Source organism: Pseudomonas songnenensis, from assembly GCF_003696315.1.
Lineage (GTDB): Bacteria > Pseudomonadota > Gammaproteobacteria > Pseudomonadales > Pseudomonadaceae > Stutzerimonas > Stutzerimonas songnenensis.
The window spans coordinates 365,811-386,230 of the sequence record NZ_RFFN01000002.1; the positions used below are offsets into that span (position 1 = coordinate 365,811).

22 protein-coding genes and 2 tRNA genes are annotated in these 20,420 nt (G+C 60.9%); 19 read left to right on the forward strand and 5 right to left on the reverse strand.

What is annotated here, in order from left to right; all coding sequences use genetic code 11:
• Window positions 1-2 precede the first annotated feature (2 nt).
• From tolQ to nadA, 11 genes are all read left to right on the forward strand, one after another.
• On the forward strand, window positions 3-695 hold the full coding sequence (gene tolQ, locus EA798_RS06110; RefSeq protein WP_015276363.1) for a protein TolQ: 693 nt from the start codon (window positions 3-5) through the stop codon (window positions 693-695).
• Window positions 696-706: 11 nt separating this feature from the next.
• Window positions 707-1,147, forward strand: a complete 441-nt coding sequence (gene tolR, locus EA798_RS06115; RefSeq protein WP_015276364.1) for a protein TolR — start codon at window positions 707-709, stop codon at window positions 1,145-1,147.
• Window positions 1,147-2,148 carry a cell envelope integrity protein TolA gene (gene tolA, locus EA798_RS06120; protein WP_122098395.1) on the forward strand — a complete coding sequence of 334 codons (1,002 nt, stop codon included), beginning with the start codon at window positions 1,147-1,149 and terminating at the stop codon, window positions 2,146-2,148. Before tolR ends, tolA begins: the two co-directional genes overlap by 1 nt.
• Window positions 2,145-3,446 (forward strand): Tol-Pal system beta propeller repeat protein TolB, encoded by a 1,302-nt coding sequence (gene tolB / locus EA798_RS06125; protein WP_106158120.1) that lies wholly within the window; start codon window positions 2,145-2,147, stop codon window positions 3,444-3,446. Before tolA ends, tolB begins: the two co-directional genes overlap by 4 nt.
• 48 nt (window positions 3,447-3,494) lie before the next feature.
• Window positions 3,495-3,998: a peptidoglycan-associated lipoprotein Pal gene (pal, locus tag EA798_RS06130; protein ID WP_011913905.1), complete on the forward strand. Its 504-nt coding sequence runs from the start codon at window positions 3,495-3,497 to the stop codon at window positions 3,996-3,998.
• A gap of 6 nt (window positions 3,999-4,004) precedes the next feature.
• Complete coding sequence (ybgF, locus tag EA798_RS06135) at window positions 4,005-4,820, forward strand: tol-pal system protein YbgF (RefSeq protein WP_122098396.1); 816 nt, start codon at window positions 4,005-4,007, stop codon at window positions 4,818-4,820.
• Window positions 4,821-4,939: 119 nt separating this feature from the next.
• Window positions 4,940-5,581 (forward strand): 7-carboxy-7-deazaguanine synthase QueE, encoded by a 642-nt coding sequence (queE, locus tag EA798_RS06140; RefSeq protein WP_204156815.1) that lies wholly within the window; start codon window positions 4,940-4,942, stop codon window positions 5,579-5,581.
• Between the two features lie 51 nt (window positions 5,582-5,632).
• Window positions 5,633-6,307 carry a 7-cyano-7-deazaguanine synthase QueC gene (gene queC / locus EA798_RS06145; RefSeq protein WP_122098397.1) on the forward strand — a complete coding sequence of 225 codons (675 nt, stop codon included), beginning with the start codon at window positions 5,633-5,635 and terminating at the stop codon, window positions 6,305-6,307.
• 95 nt (window positions 6,308-6,402) lie between these two features.
• A tRNA-Lys gene (locus EA798_RS06150) sits at window positions 6,403-6,478 on the forward strand.
• Between the two features lie 199 nt (window positions 6,479-6,677).
• A complete protein-coding gene (locus tag EA798_RS06160) occupies window positions 6,678-8,174 on the forward strand; it encodes an acetyl-CoA hydrolase/transferase family protein (protein ID WP_122098398.1) in 1,497 nt (498 codons plus the stop codon).
• A 241-nt stretch (window positions 8,175-8,415) separates the two neighbouring features.
• Window positions 8,416-9,474, forward strand: coding sequence for a quinolinate synthase NadA (nadA, locus tag EA798_RS06165; RefSeq protein WP_106158126.1), 1,059 nt, complete (start codon window positions 8,416-8,418; stop codon window positions 9,472-9,474).
• A gap of 40 nt (window positions 9,475-9,514) precedes the next feature.
• Here the strand turns inward: nadA and EA798_RS06170 are convergent, their stop codons facing one another.
• Window positions 9,515-10,945: a M48 family metalloprotease gene (locus tag EA798_RS06170; RefSeq protein WP_122098399.1), complete on the reverse strand. Its 1,431-nt coding sequence runs from the start codon at window positions 10,943-10,945 to the stop codon at window positions 9,515-9,517.
• 110 nt (window positions 10,946-11,055) lie between these two features.
• On the opposite strand from EA798_RS06170, the gene EA798_RS06175 reads away from it, so the two are divergent.
• Complete coding sequence (locus EA798_RS06175; protein ID WP_106158128.1) at window positions 11,056-11,307, forward strand: sulfurtransferase TusA family protein; 252 nt, start codon at window positions 11,056-11,058, stop codon at window positions 11,305-11,307.
• Between the two features lie 21 nt (window positions 11,308-11,328).
• Window positions 11,329-12,405, forward strand: a complete 1,077-nt coding sequence (locus EA798_RS06180) for an AI-2E family transporter (protein WP_106158129.1) — start codon at window positions 11,329-11,331, stop codon at window positions 12,403-12,405.
• A gap of 38 nt (window positions 12,406-12,443) precedes the next feature.
• Here EA798_RS06180 and EA798_RS06185 read toward each other — a convergent pair whose 3' ends face one another.
• Window positions 12,444-12,917 (reverse strand): peroxiredoxin, encoded by a 474-nt coding sequence (locus tag EA798_RS06185; RefSeq protein WP_106158130.1) that lies wholly within the window; start codon window positions 12,915-12,917, stop codon window positions 12,444-12,446.
• A gap of 21 nt (window positions 12,918-12,938) precedes the next feature.
• Window positions 12,939-13,499, reverse strand: a complete 561-nt coding sequence (locus EA798_RS06190; RefSeq protein WP_015276376.1) for a glycine cleavage system transcriptional repressor — start codon at window positions 13,497-13,499, stop codon at window positions 12,939-12,941.
• Window positions 13,500-13,725: 226 nt separating this feature from the next.
• On the opposite strand from EA798_RS06190, the gene dapA reads away from it, so the two are divergent.
• The 6 genes from dapA to EA798_RS06220 all read left to right on the forward strand — a co-directional run bounded on the left by dapA (window position 13,726) and on the right by EA798_RS06220 (window position 19,817).
• The gene (dapA, locus tag EA798_RS06195; RefSeq protein WP_106158131.1) at window positions 13,726-14,604 is read left to right on the forward strand and encodes a 4-hydroxy-tetrahydrodipicolinate synthase; all 879 of its coding nucleotides are present in this window, start codon (window positions 13,726-13,728) and stop codon (window positions 14,602-14,604) included.
• 16 nt (window positions 14,605-14,620) lie between these two features.
• Window positions 14,621-15,718: an outer membrane protein assembly factor BamC gene (gene bamC / locus EA798_RS06200; protein ID WP_106158132.1), complete on the forward strand. Its 1,098-nt coding sequence runs from the start codon at window positions 14,621-14,623 to the stop codon at window positions 15,716-15,718.
• A 93-nt stretch (window positions 15,719-15,811) separates the two neighbouring features.
• Complete coding sequence (locus EA798_RS06205) at window positions 15,812-16,681, forward strand: phosphoribosylaminoimidazolesuccinocarboxamide synthase (RefSeq protein WP_106158133.1); 870 nt, start codon at window positions 15,812-15,814, stop codon at window positions 16,679-16,681.
• 123 nt (window positions 16,682-16,804) lie between these two features.
• A tRNA-Ser gene (locus tag EA798_RS06210) sits at window positions 16,805-16,894 on the forward strand.
• Window positions 16,895-17,074: 180 nt separating this feature from the next.
• Window positions 17,075-19,438, forward strand: a complete 2,364-nt coding sequence (locus tag EA798_RS06215) for a DNA polymerase II (RefSeq protein WP_122098400.1) — start codon at window positions 17,075-17,077, stop codon at window positions 19,436-19,438.
• A gap of 70 nt (window positions 19,439-19,508) precedes the next feature.
• The gene (locus EA798_RS06220) at window positions 19,509-19,817 is read left to right on the forward strand and encodes a hypothetical protein (protein ID WP_122098401.1); all 309 of its coding nucleotides are present in this window, start codon (window positions 19,509-19,511) and stop codon (window positions 19,815-19,817) included.
• Window positions 19,818-19,865: 48 nt separating this feature from the next.
• On the opposite strand, the gene EA798_RS06225 is transcribed toward EA798_RS06220, so the two are convergent.
• Window positions 19,866-20,210, reverse strand: coding sequence for a YdbL family probable chaperone protein (locus EA798_RS06225; protein ID WP_106158136.1), 345 nt, complete (start codon window positions 20,208-20,210; stop codon window positions 19,866-19,868).
• Window positions 20,211-20,218: 8 nt separating this feature from the next.
• Window positions 20,219-20,410, reverse strand: a complete 192-nt coding sequence (locus EA798_RS06230; RefSeq protein WP_003282484.1) for a YnbE family lipoprotein — start codon at window positions 20,408-20,410, stop codon at window positions 20,219-20,221.
• Window positions 20,411-20,420: the final 10 nt, after the last annotated feature.

The following is a 20,420-nucleotide window of genomic DNA, read 5'->3' on the forward strand; positions in this document are numbered from 1 at the left end:
GCGTGGAAGCCAACGTCGACCATATGTCCATGTGGAGCCTGATCAGCAACGCCAGCTTCGTGGTGCAGCTGGTTATGCTGATACTTGTAGGCGCTTCGGTGACCTCATGGATTCTGATTTTTCAGCGCGGCAATATGCTGCGCGCAGCGAAACGAGCCCTCGATACCTTCGAAGAGCGCTTCTGGTCGGGGATCGACCTGTCCAAGCTGTATCGTCAGGCGGGCAGCAATCCTGACCCGGACTCGGGCGTCGAGCAGATCTTTCGCGCCGGCTTCAAGGAATTTTCCCGTCTGCGCCAGCAGCAAGGCGTCGATCCTGATGCAGTGATGGACGGCGTCAACCGTGCCATGCGCGTGGCAATTTCCCGTGAAGAGGAAAAGCTCGAACAAAGCTTGCCGTTCCTGGCGACAGTTGGTTCCACCAGCCCTTACATCGGCCTGTTCGGCACCGTATGGGGGATCATGAACTCGTTTCGTGGCCTGGCCCAGGTTCAGCAGGCAACGCTGGCAACCGTCGCGCCGGGTATCGCCGAGGCGCTTATTGCTACCGCGATCGGTCTGTTCGCAGCGATTCCTGCGGTCATCGCCTACAACCGTTTCGCTGCCCGCGGCGAGATGCTCATTGGTCGTTATTACACGTTCGCCGATGAGTTCCAGGCCATCCTCCACCGCAAAGTTCACACCACCGAAGACTGAGGCCCACGGCCATGGCCAGAATCCGCAACAGACGCAAGCCCGTCGCCGAGATGAACGTGGTGCCTTACATCGATGTGATGCTGGTGCTGCTGGTTATCTTCATGGTGACGGCGCCGATGCTCAATCAGGGCGTCAAGGTCGATCTGCCCAAGGTCAGCAGTGAAGCCCTGCCGCAGGATAACGACAAGCAAGTGCTGACGATCTCCATCAAGGCTGACAAGACCTACTACTGGAACGTTGGCAGTGAGGTCGATACCGAAAGCAAGGGTAACGAGGCTGTCGCATTGGCCGACATGACGCAGGCCGTTGTCGCGATCATGCGTCAGCGCCCTGACACTCAGGTATTCATCCGTGGCGACCGTGCCGTGGATTACGGCTCGGTCATGGCGGCCATGGGCGGTTTGCAGGAAGCCGGCGTTGGTAATGTCGGCCTGATCACCGAGGCGCCTTGATGCAGCAGCGTGACTCGTCGCCTTCGCAGAGCTACTTCTGGCCGACCGTGCTGGCGGTCGGCCTGCACGTCATAATTTTCGGCATGTTGTTCGTCAGCTTCTCGATGACACCCGAGCTGCCCCCTTCCAAGCCGATCGTGCAGGCCACCCTGTACCAGTTGAAGTCGCAGAGCCAGGCAACTACTCAGACCAACCAGAAGATCGCGGGCGAAGCGAAGAGGACTGCTGCCAAGCAGTTCGAAAGCGAGCAGATGGAACAGCGCAAGGTCGAGCAGGAGAAACAGGCCGCTGCGGCTCGTGCTGCGGAACAAAAGAAGGCTGAAGAGGCTCGAAAGGCCGATGCGGCGAAAGCTGCAGCCGAGAAAGCCGCGGCGGCGAAGAAGGCCGAGGAGGCCAAGAAGGTCGAGCAACAGAAGCAGGCCGAGATCGCCAAGAAGAAGGCTGCTGAAGAACTGGCCAAGCAAAAGGCTGCAGAGGAAGCGAAGAAGAAGGCTGCCGAAGAAGCCAAGCGCAAGGCGGCGGAAGAGGCCAAGAAAAAAGCGGCAGCTGAAGCAGCGAAGAAAAAGGCAGCAGAGGACGCGAAGAAGAAAGCGGCAGCGGATGCGGCGCGCAAGGCGGCAGAAGACAAGAAGGCCCAGGCGCTTGCCGAGTTGCTGTCTGATACCACCGAGCGCCAGCAGGCGTTGGCCGATACCCACGGCGACCAGGTCGCCGGTAACTTCGACGATCTGATTCGATTGCGTGCGGCAGAGGGTTGGACCCGCCCGCCGTCGGCGCGTAACAACATGACCGTGCAGCTTCAGGTAAACATGCTTCCAGATGGCACCATTACCAACGTCAGTGTGTCGCGCTCCAGCGGTGACGTGCCATTCGATAACTCTGCGGTTGCCGCAGTTAAGAACATCGGTCGGCTGACTGAAATGCAGGGCTTGAGCCCGCAGGACTTCCAGCCTTACCGGTCATTCAAAATGACATTTACGCCTGAGGATCTTGCGTTGTGATCAATTCCATTCGAGGTCTACTTGTCCTGCTCTGCTGCCTGGCGGGAATAGCGGTGGCGCAGGAAAAGAACATCGTGGTAACCAGTGGTGCCGATCGGGCGATCCCGATTGCCGTTGTGCCATTTGGCTGGCAGGGCGGTACCGTGCTGCCAGAAGACATGGCGGAAATCGTAGGTAACGACTTGCGCAATTCCGGCATCTTTCAGCCGATCCCTCGGCAGAACATGATCAGCATGCCGACCCGCGGCAGCGAGATCATCTATCGCGACTGGAAGGCCCTTGGCGCCCAGTACGTGATGGTTGGCAACATCGAGCCGGCCGGTGGGCGACTGCAGGTTCGTTACGAAGTGTTCAACGTGACCACCGAACAGCAGGTCATGACCGGAACGGTCGGTGGCTCGCCGGACCAGCTGCGCGACATGGCCCACCATGCGGCTGACCAGTCTTTCGAGAAGCTGACCGGCATCAAGGGCGCGTTTTCCACTCGCCTGCTTTATGTCACCGTCGAGCGCCTGGGCGGTGCCAACACCCGCTACACGCTGCAACGCTCCGATTATGATGGTGCGCGCGCAGTGACCTTGCTGCAGTCGCGTGAGCCGATTCTCTCGCCGCGCTATTCGCCGGACGGTCGTCGCATTGCCTACGTTTCGTTCGAGCAGAAGCGCCCGCGGATTTTCGTTCAGCACATCGACACCGGTCGCCGCGAGCAGATCACCAACTTCGAGGGCCTGAACGGCGCTCCGGCGTTCTCGCCTGATGGCAATCGCCTTGCATTCGTGCTGTCCAAGGATGGCAACCCCGAGATCTACGTCATGGATCTCGGCTCGCGTCAGCTGCAGCGTCTGACCAATCACTACGCGATCGATACCGAACCCTTCTGGGGCGCGGATGGTCAAACGATCTACTTCACCTCTGACCGCGCTGGCAAGCCGCAGGTGTACAAGCAGCGACTCGGCAGCAACTCGGCCGAACGGGTGACGTTCGTTGGTAACTACAATGCGAACCCGAAGCTGTCGGCTGACGAAAAAACGCTGGTCATGATTCACCGTCAGGACGGCTATACCAACTTCAAGGTCGCTGCGCAGGATCTACAGCGCGGCAATCTGCGGATACTTTCGGATACCAGTCTGGATGAGTCACCCACTGTTGCGCCTAATGGCACCATGCTAATCTACGCCACCCGCCAGCAGGGCCGGGGAGTCCTGATGCTCGTGTCCATCAATGGACGCGTTAGGCTCCCGCTTCCAACAGCTCAAGGCGAAGTCCGAGAGCCGTCCTGGTCCCCTTACCTGAACTGATGCGGTATCAACGCTTTTTAACCAAAAACACACCTGGGGTTGTTACAAATGGAAATGCTGAAATTCGGTAAGTTCACCGCTCTGGCTCTGGCCATGGCTGTTGCTGTCGGTTGTTCCTCCAAGGGCGGCGACGATTCTGGCGAAGGCTCGGGCGCGATCGATCCGAATGCTGGTTACGGTGCTGATTCGGGCGCTATCGACGGCAGCATGAGCGAAGAAGCCGCTCTGCGCGCCATCACTACCTTCTACTTCGAGTACGACAGCTCCGACCTGAAGCCGGAAGCCATGCGCGCTCTGGACGTTCATGCCAAGGACCTGAAAGGCAACGGCGCTCGCGTCGTTCTGGAAGGCCACACCGACGAGCGTGGTACTCGCGAGTACAACATGGCTCTGGGTGAGCGTCGTTCCAAGGCCGTACAGCGTTACCTGGTACTGCAGGGCGTTTCCCCGGCTCAGCTGGAACTGGTTTCCTACGGCGAAGAGCGTCCGGTTGCCATGGGCAACGACGAGCAGTCCTGGGCTCAGAACCGTCGCGTCGAACTGCGTAAGTAATTCGATATGCGCAAGTACCGCCACGCTCTGACTTTTACAGTGCTCGGCCTGCCGCTCTATGCGGTGGCTCAAGTGCCGGTTGTGGATTACGAACAGGGTGCTGCCAGTGGCGGCTCCGGTTATTCCACCGCCGCGCCGAGTGGTGACGGTGCCTATGCCGGAGGTGGAGCTGCTGCTCCATCTTCGGCGCAGGGCATGCTCTTCATGCAGCTGCAGCAGATGCAGGAAGAGATCGCGCAATTGCGCGGCATGCTCGAGGAACAACAGAATCAGATTCAGCGCCTGCAACAAGAGGGGCTGGAACGCTATCAGGATCTGGATCGACGTTTGTCGAGTGGGTCCGTGGCTGCGGGCAATCAGTCGACGCCTTCACGCGACGCGCCATCCGTAGCCGGAAACAATAGTGCACCTGCAGCTGCCTCCGGCCAGACGCAGGACGGCTCGAGCGATCCTGCCCAGGAGAAGCTCTACTACGATGCCGCTTTCGATCTTATCAAGGCGAAAGATTTCGATAAGGCCAGCCAGGCTTTTGCGGCGTTTCTGCGAAAGTACCCTGACAGTCAGTACGCCGGCAACGCTCAGTACTGGCTCGGTGAGGTGAACCTGGCCAAGGGCGATCTGCAAGGTGCAGGTCAGGCCTTTGCTCGGGTCAGCCAGGCTTATCCGCAACACAACAAAGTGCCGGATTCACTCTACAAGCTGGCCGATGTCGAGATCCGCCTGGGTAACCGGGATAAGGCTCAAGGTATTCTGCGGCAGGTCATCGCCCAATACCCGAACACGTCCGCAGCACAATTGGCCCAGCGACAGCTCAATCGCTGAATCCAATCGGCAATCACGACGAAACCCGCCCATTGGGCGGGTTTTTTCGTTAGAATCGCCGCCCCTATTTCCCGCAACGGAGGCGGATGGCCTGTTTAGCCGTCACGCCCGTGGCTGATATGACCCTGCGAATTACCGAGATTTTCTACTCGCTGCAGGGGGAGACGCGGACCAGTGGCTTGCCTACTGTGTTCGTTCGCCTGACCGGCTGTCCCCTGCGCTGTCAATACTGCGATACCGCCTATGCGTTCAGCGGTGGTGAGCTGATGAGCATCGACGCCATCGTCGAGCGTGTTGCCGCCTACAAACCCCGTTACGTCTGCGTGACGGGCGGGGAGCCGCTGGCCCAGCCCAATTGCGTGCCCTTGCTGCAGCGTTTGTGCGACGCGGGATATGAGGTGTCGCTGGAAACCAGCGGTGCACTCGATATTACTGTGGTGGATGAGCGAGTCAGCCGCGTGGTGGATCTGAAGACGCCGGGTTCCGCGGAGGTTGCGCGCAATCGCTACGAGAACATCGCGTCTCTGACGCGCAACGATCAGGTGAAGTTCGTCATCTGCTCGCGCGAAGACTATGACTGGGCGGTCAGCAAACTGATCGAATATGGTCTGGATCGGCGCGCCGGCGAAGTCCTGTTCTCTCCAAGCCACGGCCAGGTCGATGTCCGTGCGCTGGCGGACTGGATCGTCGCCGACAACCTACCGGTGCGCTTGCAGCTGCAGCTGCACAAGATCATCTGGAACGACGCGCCTGGCCACTGAGGGTGTTGCGTCGCTGGCGGGTTCGCCTATTCAGCTCGAGGGTATCGTGAAATGAGTGAGCAGAAAGCAGTCATCCTATTGTCGGGCGGGCTTGATTCGGCCACGGTCGTGGCGATGGCGCGTGATCAGGGTTATGCCTGCTATACGATGAGCTTCGACTACGGGCAGCGTCATCGTGCCGAACTGCAGGCTGCCGAGCGAGTTGCTGCGCAGTTAGGTGTGGTCGAGCACAAGGTTATCGGGCTCAACCTCAACGGCATCGGTGGCTCTGCGCTGACCGATGAGCGTATCGACGTACCTGAGGCGGTCGGCGAGGGGATTCCTGTCACCTACGTACCGGCACGCAATACTGTTTTCCTTGCGCTGGCGCTTGGGTGGGCTGAGGTCCTCGGTGCTCGTGATATCTTCATCGGCGTCAATGCAGTGGACTACTCCGGCTATCCGGACTGTCGGCCGGAGTTCGTGGCCGCCTTCGAGCATATGGCGAATCTGGCCACCAAGGCCGGAGTTGAAGGGCAGGGGTTCCGCATCCAGGCTCCGTTGCAGCAGCTCAGCAAAGCGAAGATCGTCCAGGAAGGGATCCGCCTGGGCGTCGATTACGCGATGACAGTTTCGTGTTATCAGGCGGACGCTGACGGGCGTGCTTGCGGTAAGTGCGACAGCTGCCGTCTGCGTGCGGCCGGTTTTGCTGAGGCTGGAGTGACAGACCCCACGCGCTATTTCTAGCGCGACAGCATGATGGATGCATGCAGCATCAGGCGAAACTTTTTTAAAAAAAAGTTTGTTTTCATCAATCAAATCAGTATCATGCGCCCCGCATTGGGTCGTTAGCTCAGTTGGTAGAGCAGTTGGCTTTTAACCAATTGGTCGTAGGTTCGAATCCTACACGACCCACCAGATCGCTCCCTGGGGAGCACAAGAAGCCGGAGACCCGTAAGGGCGTCCGGCTTTTTTAATGGCCGCAATTTTGCGTTGCTGAGCGCTCCTGCGTTCGGTCATAAGAAGCGTTTTTCTCTACGACCTTAGTAGGTGGCTCAAGCGTTTTTAAACGTAATAGACTGCCGCCCTTCCGATTTTCCGTTGGTTCGAGGCTCAAATGTATTCTGATCGTATCCGCTTGTCCTCTCTGCAGAACAAGGTCATGAGCGCCCACGAGGCTGCTGCCCTTATTCGCGACGGCATGACCGTTGGCATGAGTGGTTTTACCCGTGCCGGCGAAGCCAAAGCCGTGCCACTGGCGCTTATTGATCGCGCGAAGGACGAGAAGCTACAGATCAGCCTGGTGACGGGTGCCAGTCTGGGCAACGATCTCGACGGCAAGATGGCTTCGGCCGGCTTGCTGGCACGCCGCATGCCGTTCCAGGCAGATCCGGTGCTGCGCAAGGCGATCAACCAGGGTGAGGTCATGTTCATCGACCAGCACCTGTCGCATACCGTCGAGCAGATGCGCAATCATCAGATCAAGCGTCCGGATGTCACCATCATCGAGGCGCTGTGCATTACCGAGCAGGGCCACATCGTTCCGACCACTTCCGTGGGCAACTCGGCCAATCTGGCCATGTTCGCCGACCAGGTGATCATCGAGCTGAACCTGGCACATAACCTGAACCTTGAAGGTTTGCACGACATCTACTTCCCGGGCGAGCGTCCGAACCGTGGTCCGATTCCGCTGACCCAGGTCGACGACCGTATCGGCACTGTCGCAATTCCGGTCGATCCGGCCAAGATTGCCGCAGTCGTCATCACCAACCAGCCGGATTCCTACTCCACCGTCACGCCGCCGGACGAAGAAACCCAGGCCATTGCCAATCACCTGGTCGAGTTCTTCAAGAGCGAAGTGGCTGCTGGCCGTATGGCGAAGAACCTTGGCCCGATGCAGGTCGGCATTGGCAACATCGCCAACGCCGTAATGTGCGGCCTGATCGACTCGCCGTTCGAAGACCTGGTGATGTACTCCGAAGTGCTGCAGGACTGCACCTTCGAGCTGATCGACGCCGGCAAGATGACCTTTGCTTCCGGCTGCTCGATCACCCTGTCCGAGCGTTGCAACGATCGCGTGTTCGGTAACCTGGAGAAGTACAAGGACAAGCTGGTGCTGCGTCCGCAGGAAATCTCCAACCATCCGGAGCTGGTGCGTCGTCTAGGCATCATCGGCATCAACACCGCGCTCGAGTTCGACATCTACGGCAACGTCAACTCCACCCACGTGGGCGGCACCAAGATGATGAACGGTATTGGCGGCTCGGGCGATTTCGCACGTAACGCTCACCTGGCCATCTTCGTGACCAAGTCGATCGCCAAGGGTGGCAACATTTCCAGCGTCGTGCCGATGGTCGCTCACGTAGACCACACCGAGCACGACGTGGAGATTCTGGTGACCGAGCAGGGGCTGGCTGACCTGCGTGGCCTGGCTCCGCGTGAGCGTGCGCGCGTCATCATCGACAATTGCGTGCATCCGTCCTACCGCGACGTGCTCAACAAGTACTTCGAGGACGCCTGCAAGAAGGGTGGTCAGACACCGCACCTGCTGGGCGAAGCGATGCAGTGGCACATCAATCTGGAAGAACGTGGACACATGCTCAAGGGCGAGTGATCCAGCAGAACCGCCGGCTTCCAGCCGGCGGTTTCATTTGTGGGGTGCAATGCCCTGCTGCGCTCGAAGCCCGCACGCTTTCCCTTTTCCTGAGGCTTCGGCTAGTATTCCTGCCCCGTTGAACGGCAGGAGTCGTGTCTGAATCCTGCACCTCCCGTCCTTAACGACAAGTCGAACAGGCTGGCTCACGCCGCCATACCTCGGCGCTTCGTGCAATTCCGTGCTGGCAGGACCCGCGACCATGACGCAGATACCCGAACGCATTCTCGTGCAGGCTCACCTGGCGGCCAAGCAGCCAAAGCCGCTCACTCCCGAGCAAGAGGCGCAGTTGCGCAGTGAAATCGCTGTGGAGTTGAAGCGCCAGAACGCAGTTCTGGTCGCGCACTACTACACCGATCCGGTAATCCAGGCGCTGGCGGAAGAAACCGGTGGCTGCGTATCCGATTCCCTGGAAATGGCGCGCTTCGGCAACGAGCATCCGGCGCAAACGGTGCTGGTCGCCGGCGTGAAGTTCATGGGGGAGACGGCGAAGATCCTGAACCCCGAAAAGCGCGTGTTGATGCCGACGCTCGAGGCGACCTGTTCGCTCGATCTGGGCTGCCCGGTGGAGGAGTTCTCGGCCTTCTGCGATCAGCATCCAGAACGCACCGTGGTGGTCTATGCCAATACATCGGCGGCGGTGAAGGCGCGTGCTGATTGGGTGGTGACATCCAGTTGCGCACTGGAGATCGTCGAGAGCCTGATGGACAACGGCGAAAAGATCATCTGGGCGCCAGACAAGCACCTTGGCAACTACGTGCAACGCGAGACCGGTGCGGACATCCTGCTCTGGGATGGCGCCTGCATTGTCCACGAAGAGTTCAAGGCCAAGCAGTTGGCCGATATGAAGGCGCTGTATCCGGATGCGGCGATACTCGTGCATCCCGAGTCACCGCAAGCGGTGGTCGAGCTTGCCGACGCAGTGGGCTCGACAAGTCAGCTCATCAAGGCGGCGCAAACATTGCCGCAGCAGACGCTCATCGTTGCGACCGATCGGGGCATCTTCTACAAGATGCAGCAGCTTTGCCCCGAGAAAACTTTCATCGAAGCGCCCACCGCCGGACAGGGTGCGAGCTGCCGTAGCTGCGCGCATTGCCCGTGGATGGCGATGAACACCCTCGAGCGAACCCTGGAATGCCTGCGCGCGGGAAGCAACGAGATTTTCGTCGACCCAGCGCTGATACCCCGGGCCGTCAAGCCGCTCAAGCGTATGCTCGATTTCACTCAGGCTGCCCGGCTAAAGCAGGCTGGCAACGCCTGAGGTTGGCGCGGCGCTGATCGACCCTCAGCGCCTCCGTCGATCAGCGCAGCATTTCCTCGACCATGCGCTTCTCGTCCATCAGCTGCTTCTGCCGTGCGTCAATTCGTGCGGAAATCTGGAAGTTGCTGGCGCGGCGTTTGGCCAGGTTGAGCTGCTCGATGCCCTGATCGTAATCGCCGACCAGTGCGAAGTACTCGGCCCGGGCCTGGTGCAGGCCGACGATATTGCCACTCAGCCCGCGCACTTCGGCGACCTGATACCAGATGTCGGGGTCCCGGCGACGCTGTTCCGCGAGCTTGTCCAGTTCGCGTTCGGCCTGCTGTGTTTCACCTTGCTCCATCAGCAGATCGATATGCATCTGGCGCACCGGGTAATTACCCGGATAGAGCTGCAGTAGCCGCTGTAAGCGGGTCTGCGCCTGCTGCAGGCGATTGGAGGTGATGTCCAGCTCGACCTGGGCGAGGTTGTAGGTAAGGTCGTCCGGCGCCTTAGCCAGCAGCGGCGCGAGGCTGCTGCTGGCCTCGGCCAGCTGGCCTGCCTTGATCTGCGCCAGCGCCAGACCATAGCGGGCTGCGTCCATTTCCGGGTTTTCGTTGAGCATCGCACGGAAGCGTTTTGCTTCAACGCCTGGGGTGCTTTCGAACTTCAGTTGCGTGCGAGCACGCATCAGCTGATAGCGCAGGCTGTCCTGAGCGCCGCCTTGCGGGTATTGCTCCGCGCGGTTAGTGGTGTCGGCAATGCGCGACTCACTGACCGGGTGGGTCAGCAGGAACTCTGGCGGCTTCTGATCGTAGCGATACTGGCGCATGAGCCGGCCGAACATGGATGGCATCGCGCGGGGGTCGTAACCGGCCCGCTCGAGGTTGACGATGCCGATGCGGTCCGCTTCCTGTTCGTTCTGTCGGGAGAAGCGGCGCTGTGCCTGTATCGCGGCGGCCTGGGTCGACACGATGGCCGCTATGCCGGCATCGCCTGCGCCAGCTGCCGCGGCAACGACGCCCGCCAGCATGGCTGCCATCAGCGGCAGCTGCATGCGCTGCTGTGCTTCCAGGCCGCGGGCGAAGTGACGTTGCGAAAGGTGAGCCAGTTCGTGTGCCATGACCGAGGCGTATTCGGCCTCGGTCTGGGCGTGGATGAACAGGCCGCCGTTGACTCCGATAATGCCTCCCGGCGCGGCAAAGGCGTTCAGTTGGGGGCTGTCCAGCAGGACGAATTCCAGTCGTCGGTCCTGTAGCTGGCTGGTCTCGGCCAGGCGATAAACGCTGTTCTCGACGTAATCCTTGAGCTGCGGATCGGAAAGCTGCCTGACTTGGCCGCGGAGCAGGCTGAGCCAGGCTCGGCCGAGTTGATGTTCCTGTTCCGGTGAAACGATGCCCGAACTGGCGTCGCCTAGCGATGGCAGATCATTGGCCAATGCCGGCTGGACAAGCAGGCAGGTGAGCGTGAGCAGGGCAGGGCGCAGCAGTTTCATCCAGACAGGCTCGTTGAAGTGAGAACGGCTACTGTAGCCTTGACCTTGGCCGGCTGGCCAGAGGCCTGGTGTGCTAGGTATGCTGCGAGGCTTTTCTGTGGAGGCGAACCATGACTGACGAACAATCGCAGTCGCTCGTACACGATGCTGAAGTAGATGCCGTGGGCCTCGATTGTCCGATGCCGTTGCTCAAGGCCAAGCTGGAGCTCAACCGCTTGGCCAGTGGTGCGGTCCTCAAGGTCATCGCCAGCGATCCGGGCTCGCAGCGGGACTTTCGCAGTTTTGCCAGGTTGGCCGGTCACGCGTTGCTGCGTGAGGAGGTCGAGGATGGTGTTTATCGCTACTGGCTGCGCAAGGCCTGACGATTCGCTTCGAGGAAATACATGATCAAGGTACTTCGCGGTTGGATGCAGCGTTACTTCTCCGATGAGGAGGCGGTTGTTCTTGCGGTCCTGCTGTTCCTTGCCTTTGCGGCCGTGCTGACGCTGGGCAAGATGCTGGCGCCGGTGCTGGCCGGGCTGGTGCTGGCGTTCCTGATGCAGGGCCTGGTCGGTACGCTGGAGCGGCTGCGCGTACCGCATCTGCTGGCGGTCTGGCTGGTATTCCTGATGTTCATCGGGGTCATGGTGGTGTGCACGCTGTTTATCGTGCCTCTGCTGTGGCAGCAGCTGTTGACCTTGTTCAACGAGTTGCCACGCATGCTGGTCGAGTGGCAGTCCCTCTTGCTGCTACTGCCAGAGCGCTATCCGCAGCTGGTCACCGAAGAACAGGTGTTGCGTGGCATCGATTTCATGCGCGGCGAGATCGGACGCTATGGCCAGGTGGTGCTGACATCCTCACTGTCCAGCCTGCCGTTGCTGATCGGATTGATGATCTATCTGGTACTGGTGCCGATCCTGGTGTTCTTCTTCCTCAAGGATCGCCAGCAGATCAGTGACTGGATCAAGGGCTACCTGCCACGCGAGCGTGGCCTGATCACCCAGGTCTCCCAGGAAATGAACCTGCAGATCGCCAACTACATCCGTGGCAAGGTGATCGAGATCCTGATCGTGGCCGTGGTGTCCTACGCGGTCTTTGCCGCGTTGGGGCTCAACTATGCGGCTCTGATGGCGATGCTGGTGGGGATTTCGGTGGTGGTGCCGTATATCGGCGCTACCGTTGTCACCATTCCTATCGCGCTGATCGGAATATTCCAGTGGGGATTGGGTGACCAGTTCTTTTATCTGATGGTGGCCTACGCGATCATCCAGACCCTGGATGGCAACGTGCTTGTGCCGCTGCTGTTCTCCGAGGCGGTGAACTTGCACCCGGTCGCGATCATCTGCGCGGTGCTGCTGTTCGGTGGCCTCTGGGGATTCTGGGGCGTGTTCTTCGCTATCCCGTTGGCAACGCTGTTCAAGGCTGTTCTCTATGCCTGGCCGCGGGAGCCCGCCGCGGTGGTGGTTGCCCCAGGCGAATGAGATGGGGAGGGCTGACCCGAAGGGTCAGCCCTTTCTTTTCATGCGTCGTTCAATGCTCGTGCCGCTTGAAGGACCGCTTCCACGTGGCCCGGCACCTTCACCCCACGCCATTCCTGGCGCAATACGCCGTTGCGGTCGATGAGAAAGGTGCTGCGGTCCACGCCGAGATACTCCTTGCCATACAGCTTCTTTAGTTTGATCACGTCGAATAGCTGGCACAGCTGCTCGTCCTTGTCGCTGATCAGCTCGAACGGGAAGCCTTGCTTGGTGCGGAAGTTCTCGTGGGTTTTCAGGCTGTCGCGCGAGACGCCAAAGACCAGCGTGTTGGCGGCGAGAAACGCCGGGTGTTGATCGCGAAAACCTTGCCCCTGGGTCGTACAGCCGGGCGTGTTGTCCTTCGGATAGAAATACAGCACCACCTGCTTGCCGGCCAGCGACTCGAGATCGACCAGCTGGCCGCTCGTGGCCTGGACCTGGAAGGGAGGAACGGGACGGTCGATTTCAACGGCCATGTTGACTCCTGATATCAGGTCTTAAGGATTCTGCGGGCGCCAAGGCTCGATCAAAGCATCGAGATTGAGCGCATCGGCGAAGTCGAGGAACTGGTCGCGCAGCCAGCTGATCTGCGTGCCAGCCGGCAGCGTGACGGTCAGGGTGGCGTTGAGCATGGTGCCGCCAGTCTGAGGGGCCTGGTAGGTGTCGCAGGTCAGGCTCTCCAGCTCGACGCGGTGGTCGATGAAGAACTGGCACAGTTCATTGAGAATGTCCGGGCGAAAGGCCGCGCTCACATAGGCGACGTAAGGCAGTGCTTGCGGACGGGTTTCCAGCGCTTCGCTGCGTACCACATTGGACGTGAAGGCATGCTTCTTTGCCAGGCCGGGAAGGGTGGTTTCCATCCGGGCCAACGCATCCCAGCTGCCAGTGACTTCCAGAACCAGCGCACTGCATTCGCCGTGACGGGTCAGCCGTGTGCTGACGACTGCGCAGCGGTTCTCGTTTGCTGCCCGGCAGAGCACATTGGTCAGCTCCATCGGGTTGGCGCCGAGAGCGCTGATGACGAGAAATTGTTCGCGGGGTACAGGGGGGGTGGACATGCAGCATTCCTGGCGGTGGTGAATCGGTCGGCCAGCCAAGCCGAAAACGGCTAAGGGTAGCGAAAAGCGACGGCGGAGGGAATGCGCGCTGCCGATGGAGGTCCTTGCCGCGTGCGTTTCGGACACCGTCGGCCTGCTTCGTGCGGCGTGCTTCACGCTACTCGCAAAGCGCTGGGGAGCCTTGTACCATTACGCCTCTTTTTATTTATCCGGCAGGAGTGGTTGCATGATTGCGGGCAGTATGGTGGCGCTGGTCACGCCCATGGATGCGCAGGGCGGTCTGGACTGGGACAGCCTGAGCAAACTGGTGGATTTCCATTTGCAGGAAGGCACCAATGCAATCGTTGCTGTCGGAACCACGGGTGAGTCGGCCACGCTGAGCGTCGCCGAACACATCGAGGTGATCCGGCGCGTTGTCGATCAGGTCAACGGCCGGATCCCGGTCATCGCCGGCACGGGCGCCAATTCCACCAGCGAAGCCGTCGAACTGACCGAAAATGCCAAGACTGCTGGCGCAGATGCCTGTCTGCTGGTGACCCCGTACTACAACAAGCCGACCCAGGAAGGCCTGTACCTGCACTTCAAGCACATCGCCGAGGCCGTGGCGATCCCGCAGATTCTCTACAACGTACCTGGCCGTACCGTATGCGACATGCTGCCGGATACGGTTGAGCGACTGTCGAAGATTTCCAACATCATCGGTATCAAAGAGGCCACTGGTGACCTCAAGCGCGGCCAGGAAGTACTGGACCGCGTCAGCAAGGATTTCCTCGTCTATTCGGGCGATGATCCTACCGCTGTCGAGCTGATGCTGATGGGTGGCAAGGGCAACATTTCGGTCACAGCGAACGTGGCGCCGCGCGCCATGAGCGACCTCTGCGCTGCGGCGATGGCCGGTGATGCCGCCACTGCCCGTGCGATCAACGAGCGTTTGATGCCGCTGCATCGCGCTCTGTTCCTGGAAGCCAACCCGATCCCGGTCAAGTGGGCATTGCACGAGATGGGCCTGATGGGCAATGGCATCCGTCTGCCGCTGACCTGGCTGAGCCAGAGCTACCAGGAACCGCTGCGCCAGGCGATGCGCCAAACCGGCGTGCTGGCTTAACAACAAAGGAATACGCATGAAGCGACTGGCCGGATTCTCGACCCTTGCCCTGATGATCTCTGCAACCAGTGGCTGCGGCTGGCTGTGGGGCGACGATGGATATTTCCGCGACCGCGGCAGTGACTACCTATCCGCCCGCCAGACTGCACCGATGCAGGTTGCCGTCGATGGCGAGATCCGTCCGCTCGACCCGCTGCTGCCGGTCCCACGCCAGGTTGCCGACAGCAGCCATTCAGGCAAGTACGAAGTGCCACGCCCGCAGCGCCTGCAGGTGGCGGCAGATATCAGTGATTTCAGCGTGCAGTCCTCCGGCGATTCCCGCTGGCTGGTAGCGCAGTACGCTCCCGCTCAGGTGTGGATCGCGGCGCGACAGTTCTTCACCGACAAGGGCTTCAGCATCGCCGACGAGCGTCGCCAGACCGGCGAATTCGCTACCGCCTGGCAGACCGCAGCTCAGCTGGACGAAGCGCTGGTACGCAATCTGGGTATCCAGGATGGCGAGACGCGCGTGCGGGTTCGTGTCGAGCCTGGCGTGCAGCGCAATACCAGCGAGATCTTCGTCGTCAGCGTCAAGCGCCCGGCTGGTAGCAACGCCGAGGTGGCCTGGCCAGAAACCTCCAGCAACAAGGAGCTTGATCGGGTATTGCTCGACGAGCTGCAGGCCAGCCTGAACCGCAGCGCCCGTCAGGGCGGCTCCGTATCGCTGCTGGCCGAACGAGACTTCGACGCGCCAAGCCGCGTGAATCTGACCCAGGATGGCAGTGGCAATCCGCTGTTGCAGCTCGATAGCGACTTCGACCGCGCCTGGTCGAGCGTAGGCCGCGCACTTCAGGCCGCAGACGTACGGGTCGACGATCTGGATCGCAGCCTCGGGGTTTACTACGTGAACCTCAGCGAGCGCGCCAACGATCCCGCTGACAAGCCCGGCTTCTTCAGTCGTCTGTTCGGCGGTGATGACAAGGACGAGATCGAGGCGCGGGCCGAGCGTTATCAGGTGCGCCTGACACGTGCCGGCAATGGCGTCCAGGTAACGCTGGACAAGAGCATCGACACTGTCGCTCCAGCGGACGTCGCCCGTCGGGTGCTCAGTCTGATCAAGGACAACCTGGGCTGACTGCGAGCTGCCCGTTACACGAACACGGATAGGCGAAACCCATGGTTTCGCCTGTTTCGTTTCTGCCGACCTGCCAACCGCGGAAATTTGCGTATGACCACTCCCACCGCCCTCAGCCTGAAGAAGATCTATTCGGGCAAGGTTCGCGACCTCTACGAGATCGACGACAAACGCATGCTCATGGTCGCCACCGATCGCCTGTCGGCCTTCGACGTGATCCTTGCCGAGCCGATCCCGGAGAAGGGCAAGATCCTGACCGCCATCTCCAACTTCTGGTTCGACAAACTCAAGGGCCTGATTCCCAATCACTTCACCGGCGACAAGGTCGAGGACGTGGTGCCGGCTGAAGAGCTGCCGCTGGTGGAAGGGCGTGCGGTCGTTGCCAAGCGCCTCAAGCCGGTTGCGGTAGAGGCCATCGTGCGCGGCTATATCGTCGGCTCCGGTTGGAAGGAGTACCAGAAGAGCGGCACTGTCTGTGGCATCCAGCTGCCGGCCGGCCTGAAGGAAGCAGCCAAGCTGCCGCAGCCGATCTTTACTCCGTCGACCAAGGCGGCCGTAGGCGATCACGATGAGAACATCTCGTTCGAGCAATGCGAGGCGATCATCGGCAAGGAGCTGGCAGCCCAGGTGCGCGACGTTTCCATCGCGCTTTACAGCGCAGCCGTCGAGTACGCAGCCACGCGCGGCATCATCATCGCCGACACCAAGTTCGAATTCGGGCTGGATGAAAACGGCACCCTGACGCTGATGGACGAGGTGCTGACCCCCGACTCCAGCCGCTTCTGGCCGGCCGATAGCTACGAGGAAGGCAAGAACCCTCCAAGCTTCGACAAGCAGTTCGTTCGCGACTGGCTGGAGTCCACCGGCTGGAACAAGCAGCCGCCGGCGCCAGCCGTTCCGGCAGACGTCGCGCAGAAGACTGCGGACAAGTACCGCGAGGCGCTTACCCGTCTGACGGCCTGACCGCCGGGCCGGCCAGGCGCGGCAGAGTCTGCGCGCGTTTGGTTGCAAGAGGCTGAAAACGGTAAAAAATCTGTGCAGTTGGGGTTCGACAAAACCGATCCAGCTGCTATGATGCGCGCCGCTGGAGAGATGCCGGAGTGGCCGAACGGGACGGATTCGAAATCCGTTGTACCCTCGCGGGTACCTAGGGTTCAAATCCCTATCTCTCCGCCACTACATGTAGCCTGAACCCCCGAACTCGTCAGAGTTCGGGGGTTTTTGCTTTCAGGCGTTGTCAATTGCCAGGCATAGCCCTGGCTTGTCTCGGCGCTATGTTTGAGAAGAGTGCGGCAGGTGCCTGGCCTGCTGGCAGCGTCGGCGACCACGGCATTGTGCGAAGCGATGGGGAGGGTGATGTCGCAGCAGCAGCGAGGCTTCATACTGACCCGGCACTGGCGCGATACGCCAGATGGCACCGAGATCAGTTTCTGGCTTGCCACCGATGACGGGCCACGGCAGGTGACTGTTCCGCATCAGCATTCGGTCGCGTTCGTTCCCGAGGAGCAGCGTGCGCTCGCCGAGCCTTTGCTGCGTCGTGAACGTGATGCCGAGTTGCGGCCGCTGGCCTTGCGCGACTTCCGGCATCGGCCGGTGATGGGGCTTTACTGCCGTTCGTATCGTCGCCTGCTGGATTGCGCGCGGTTGTTGCGAGACGCCGGGGTTGATGTCTACGAGGCGGACATTCGACCGCCCGAGCGCTATCTGATGGAGCGCTTCATTACTGCGCCGGTGTGTTTCTCTGCCGCGCCCGCGGGTAACAAGCAGGTCGATGCCCAGCTCAAGCCAGCGTCGGACTATCGGCCGCAGCTCAGGCTGGTTTCTCTGGATATCGAAACCACCGCTCGCGGCGATCTCTATTCCATTGCGCTTGAGGGGTGTGGCCAGCGCCAGGTCTATATGCTTGGGCCGGAAAACGCGCAGGGCGCGGCCGTCGACTTTGCGCTGGAGTATTGTGAAAGCCGACGCGAGTTACTCGAGCGCCTGAACGCCTGGTTCGCCGAGCACGATCCTGATGCAATCATCGGCTGGAACCTGGTGCAGTTCGATTTGCGCGTATTGCAGGAGCATTCGCAGCGTCTGCAGGTTCCGCTGCGCCTGGGGCGCGGGGGGACGGAGATGGAGTGGCGAGAGCACGGCGGCCGCGGTAACCATTTCTTCGCGGCGACTGCCGGGCGGTTGATCATCGATGGCATCGAGGCGCTGCGTTCAGCGACCTGGAGTTTCCCCTCGTTCAGTCTGGAGAATGTCGCCCAGACTCTTTTGGGCGAAGGCAAGGCGATCGACAACCCCTATCAGCGCATGGCGGAAATCGATCGCATGTTCGCCGAGGACAAGCCGGCTCTGGCGCGATACAACCTCAAGGACTGCGAGCTGGTCACCCGGATCTTTGCCCACACCGAGCTGCTGACCTTCCTGCTGGAGCGCGCCACGGTGACGGGGCTCGCGGCGGATCGCAGTGGCGGGTCGGTTGCTGCGTTCGAGCATCTGTACATGCCGTTGATGCACCGCCAAGGCTTCGTTGCGCCGAATCTCGGTGAGCGTCAGGCCGAGGCCAGCCCGGGTGGCTTCGTGATGAATTCGCAGCCGGGTTTGTACGAATCGGTGCTGGTGCTGGACTACAAGAGCCTGTACCCGTCGATCATCCGCACCTTTCTCATCGATCCAGTGGGGTTGATCGAGGGGCTGCGTCACCCCACCGATGAGGCGTCGATTCCCGGCTTTCGCGGCGCGCGTTTCTCGCGTACCCGGCACTGCCTGCCGGCGATCGTGGAGCGTGTCTGGGAAGGGCGCGAGACAGCGAAACGCGAGCACAACAAGCCGCTGTCACAAGCGCTGAAGATCATCATGAATGCCTTTTACGGCGTACTTGGCTCCAGCGGCTGCCGTTTCTTCGATACGCGGCTGGCCTCGTCTATTACGCTGCGTGGCCATGAAATCATGCGGCGTACGCGGGAACTGATCGAGGCGCAGGGCCACGCCGTGATTTATGGCGATACCGACTCCACTTTCGTCTGGCTGCGCAAGGCGCATTCCGATGGCGAGGCGGCATGCATCGGTCGCGCGCTGGTGCAGCACATCAACGACTGGTGGCGTGAGCATCTACAGATCGAGTACGGCCTTGCCAGCGCGCTGGAGCTGCAATACGAAACGCATTTCCGCCGCTTCCTGATGCCGACCATCCGCGGTGCGGAGGAGGGCAGCAAGAAGCGCTATGCCGGCCTGGTTACCCGCCCGGACGGCAGCGATGGCATGGTCTTCAAAGGCCTGGAGACAGTGCGCACGGATTGGTCACCGTTGGCTCAGCGCTTTCAGCAGGAGCTCTACCAGCGCATCTTCCACCGCCAGCCGCATCGCGATTACGTCCGTGACTACGTGCGGCGCACGCTGGCTGGCGAGCTGGACGACTTGCTGATCTATCGCAAACGCCTGCGGCGCAGGCTGGATGACTACCAGCGCAACGTGCCGCCACATGTGCGTGCGGCGCGCCTGGCCGATGAGTTCAACGACCGCCAGGGACGGCCGAGGCAGTACCAGAACGGCGGTTGGATCAGTTACCTGATCACGGTTGCGGGGCCGGAGCCGTTGGAGACGCGGTCATCGGTTATCGATTACGACCACTACGTGACGCGGCAGCTGCAACCGGTAGCGGATGCAATCCTGCCGTTCGTCGGCGACGATTTCGCTTCGCTGGTCGACGGACAGCTCGGGCTTTTCTGATTTCGGCGGTTCGGCGTCAAAGGCGAGCTGGCCTGGTCTCATGTGGAGTGACGAATGACGGGGCTCCGACATGTACCTGGTTCAGCTGCTGCTACCGCTCTATGACAACGATCAGCGAGCGCTGCCGAAAGCGCTGTTTCGTAGTGTGAGCGAGGAGCTCATCGAGCAGTTCGGCGGCCTGACCACCTATTCGCGGGCGCCGGCGAGCGGTTACTGGCTGGAGGACGGCGACAATCCCGTCCACGATGAATCGGTGGTCTATGAGGTCATGACCGAGGCGCTGGACAGGGAATGGTGGGCAGAGTATCGCGCCGAGCTGGAGTGCAGGTTTCGGCAGAAGGCACTGGTGGTCAGGGCGCACAGCCTGACGCTGCTGTAAGCGCCTGCAGGCGAACGATGGCCGGCTGGCCCGGCCATCCTGGCTGGGTCACTTGCGGACCCAGTTACCGTTGAGCTGGATGATCTGGCCAGACGGTGTCTTCTCGATGGCCTTCTTGCCGGCGATGGCTTCGACGTCGCTGACGCTGATGCCGTTCTGCTTGGCAACACGGTGGTATTCCGCGCGGCGGGCCTGATTGATCTGGCTGGCGATCTCCTCGGCATTCTTGCTGGAGCGAACCACGCCCAGGTAGCCGTCGGGCTTCTCGCCAAGCAGGCCGCTGGCCTTGGCGTCCCCCAGCGCCGACATGGCTTCGTTGAGGGTCATGGCTGCTGCGGGCAGGGCGAGCATCAGCGCAAACAGCAGGCTCGCCAATTTCAGGTAGGTTTTCATCGTCGTCCTCAGAACAGTCCGCTGTCTTGGTTAATGATCGAGTCGAGCTGCTTGTCTACCCGGATGTAAATCTCGTGTTCGATCTTCACGTTCAGGTTGATGTTGATCGGCTCGTTCGGTACGGCCAGTTCCACCCGCGGCGTACAGGCGCTGGCGAACAGGGCCAGCAGCAGAATGGTCAGCGATTGGCGCAACCGCATGGCGGTCTCT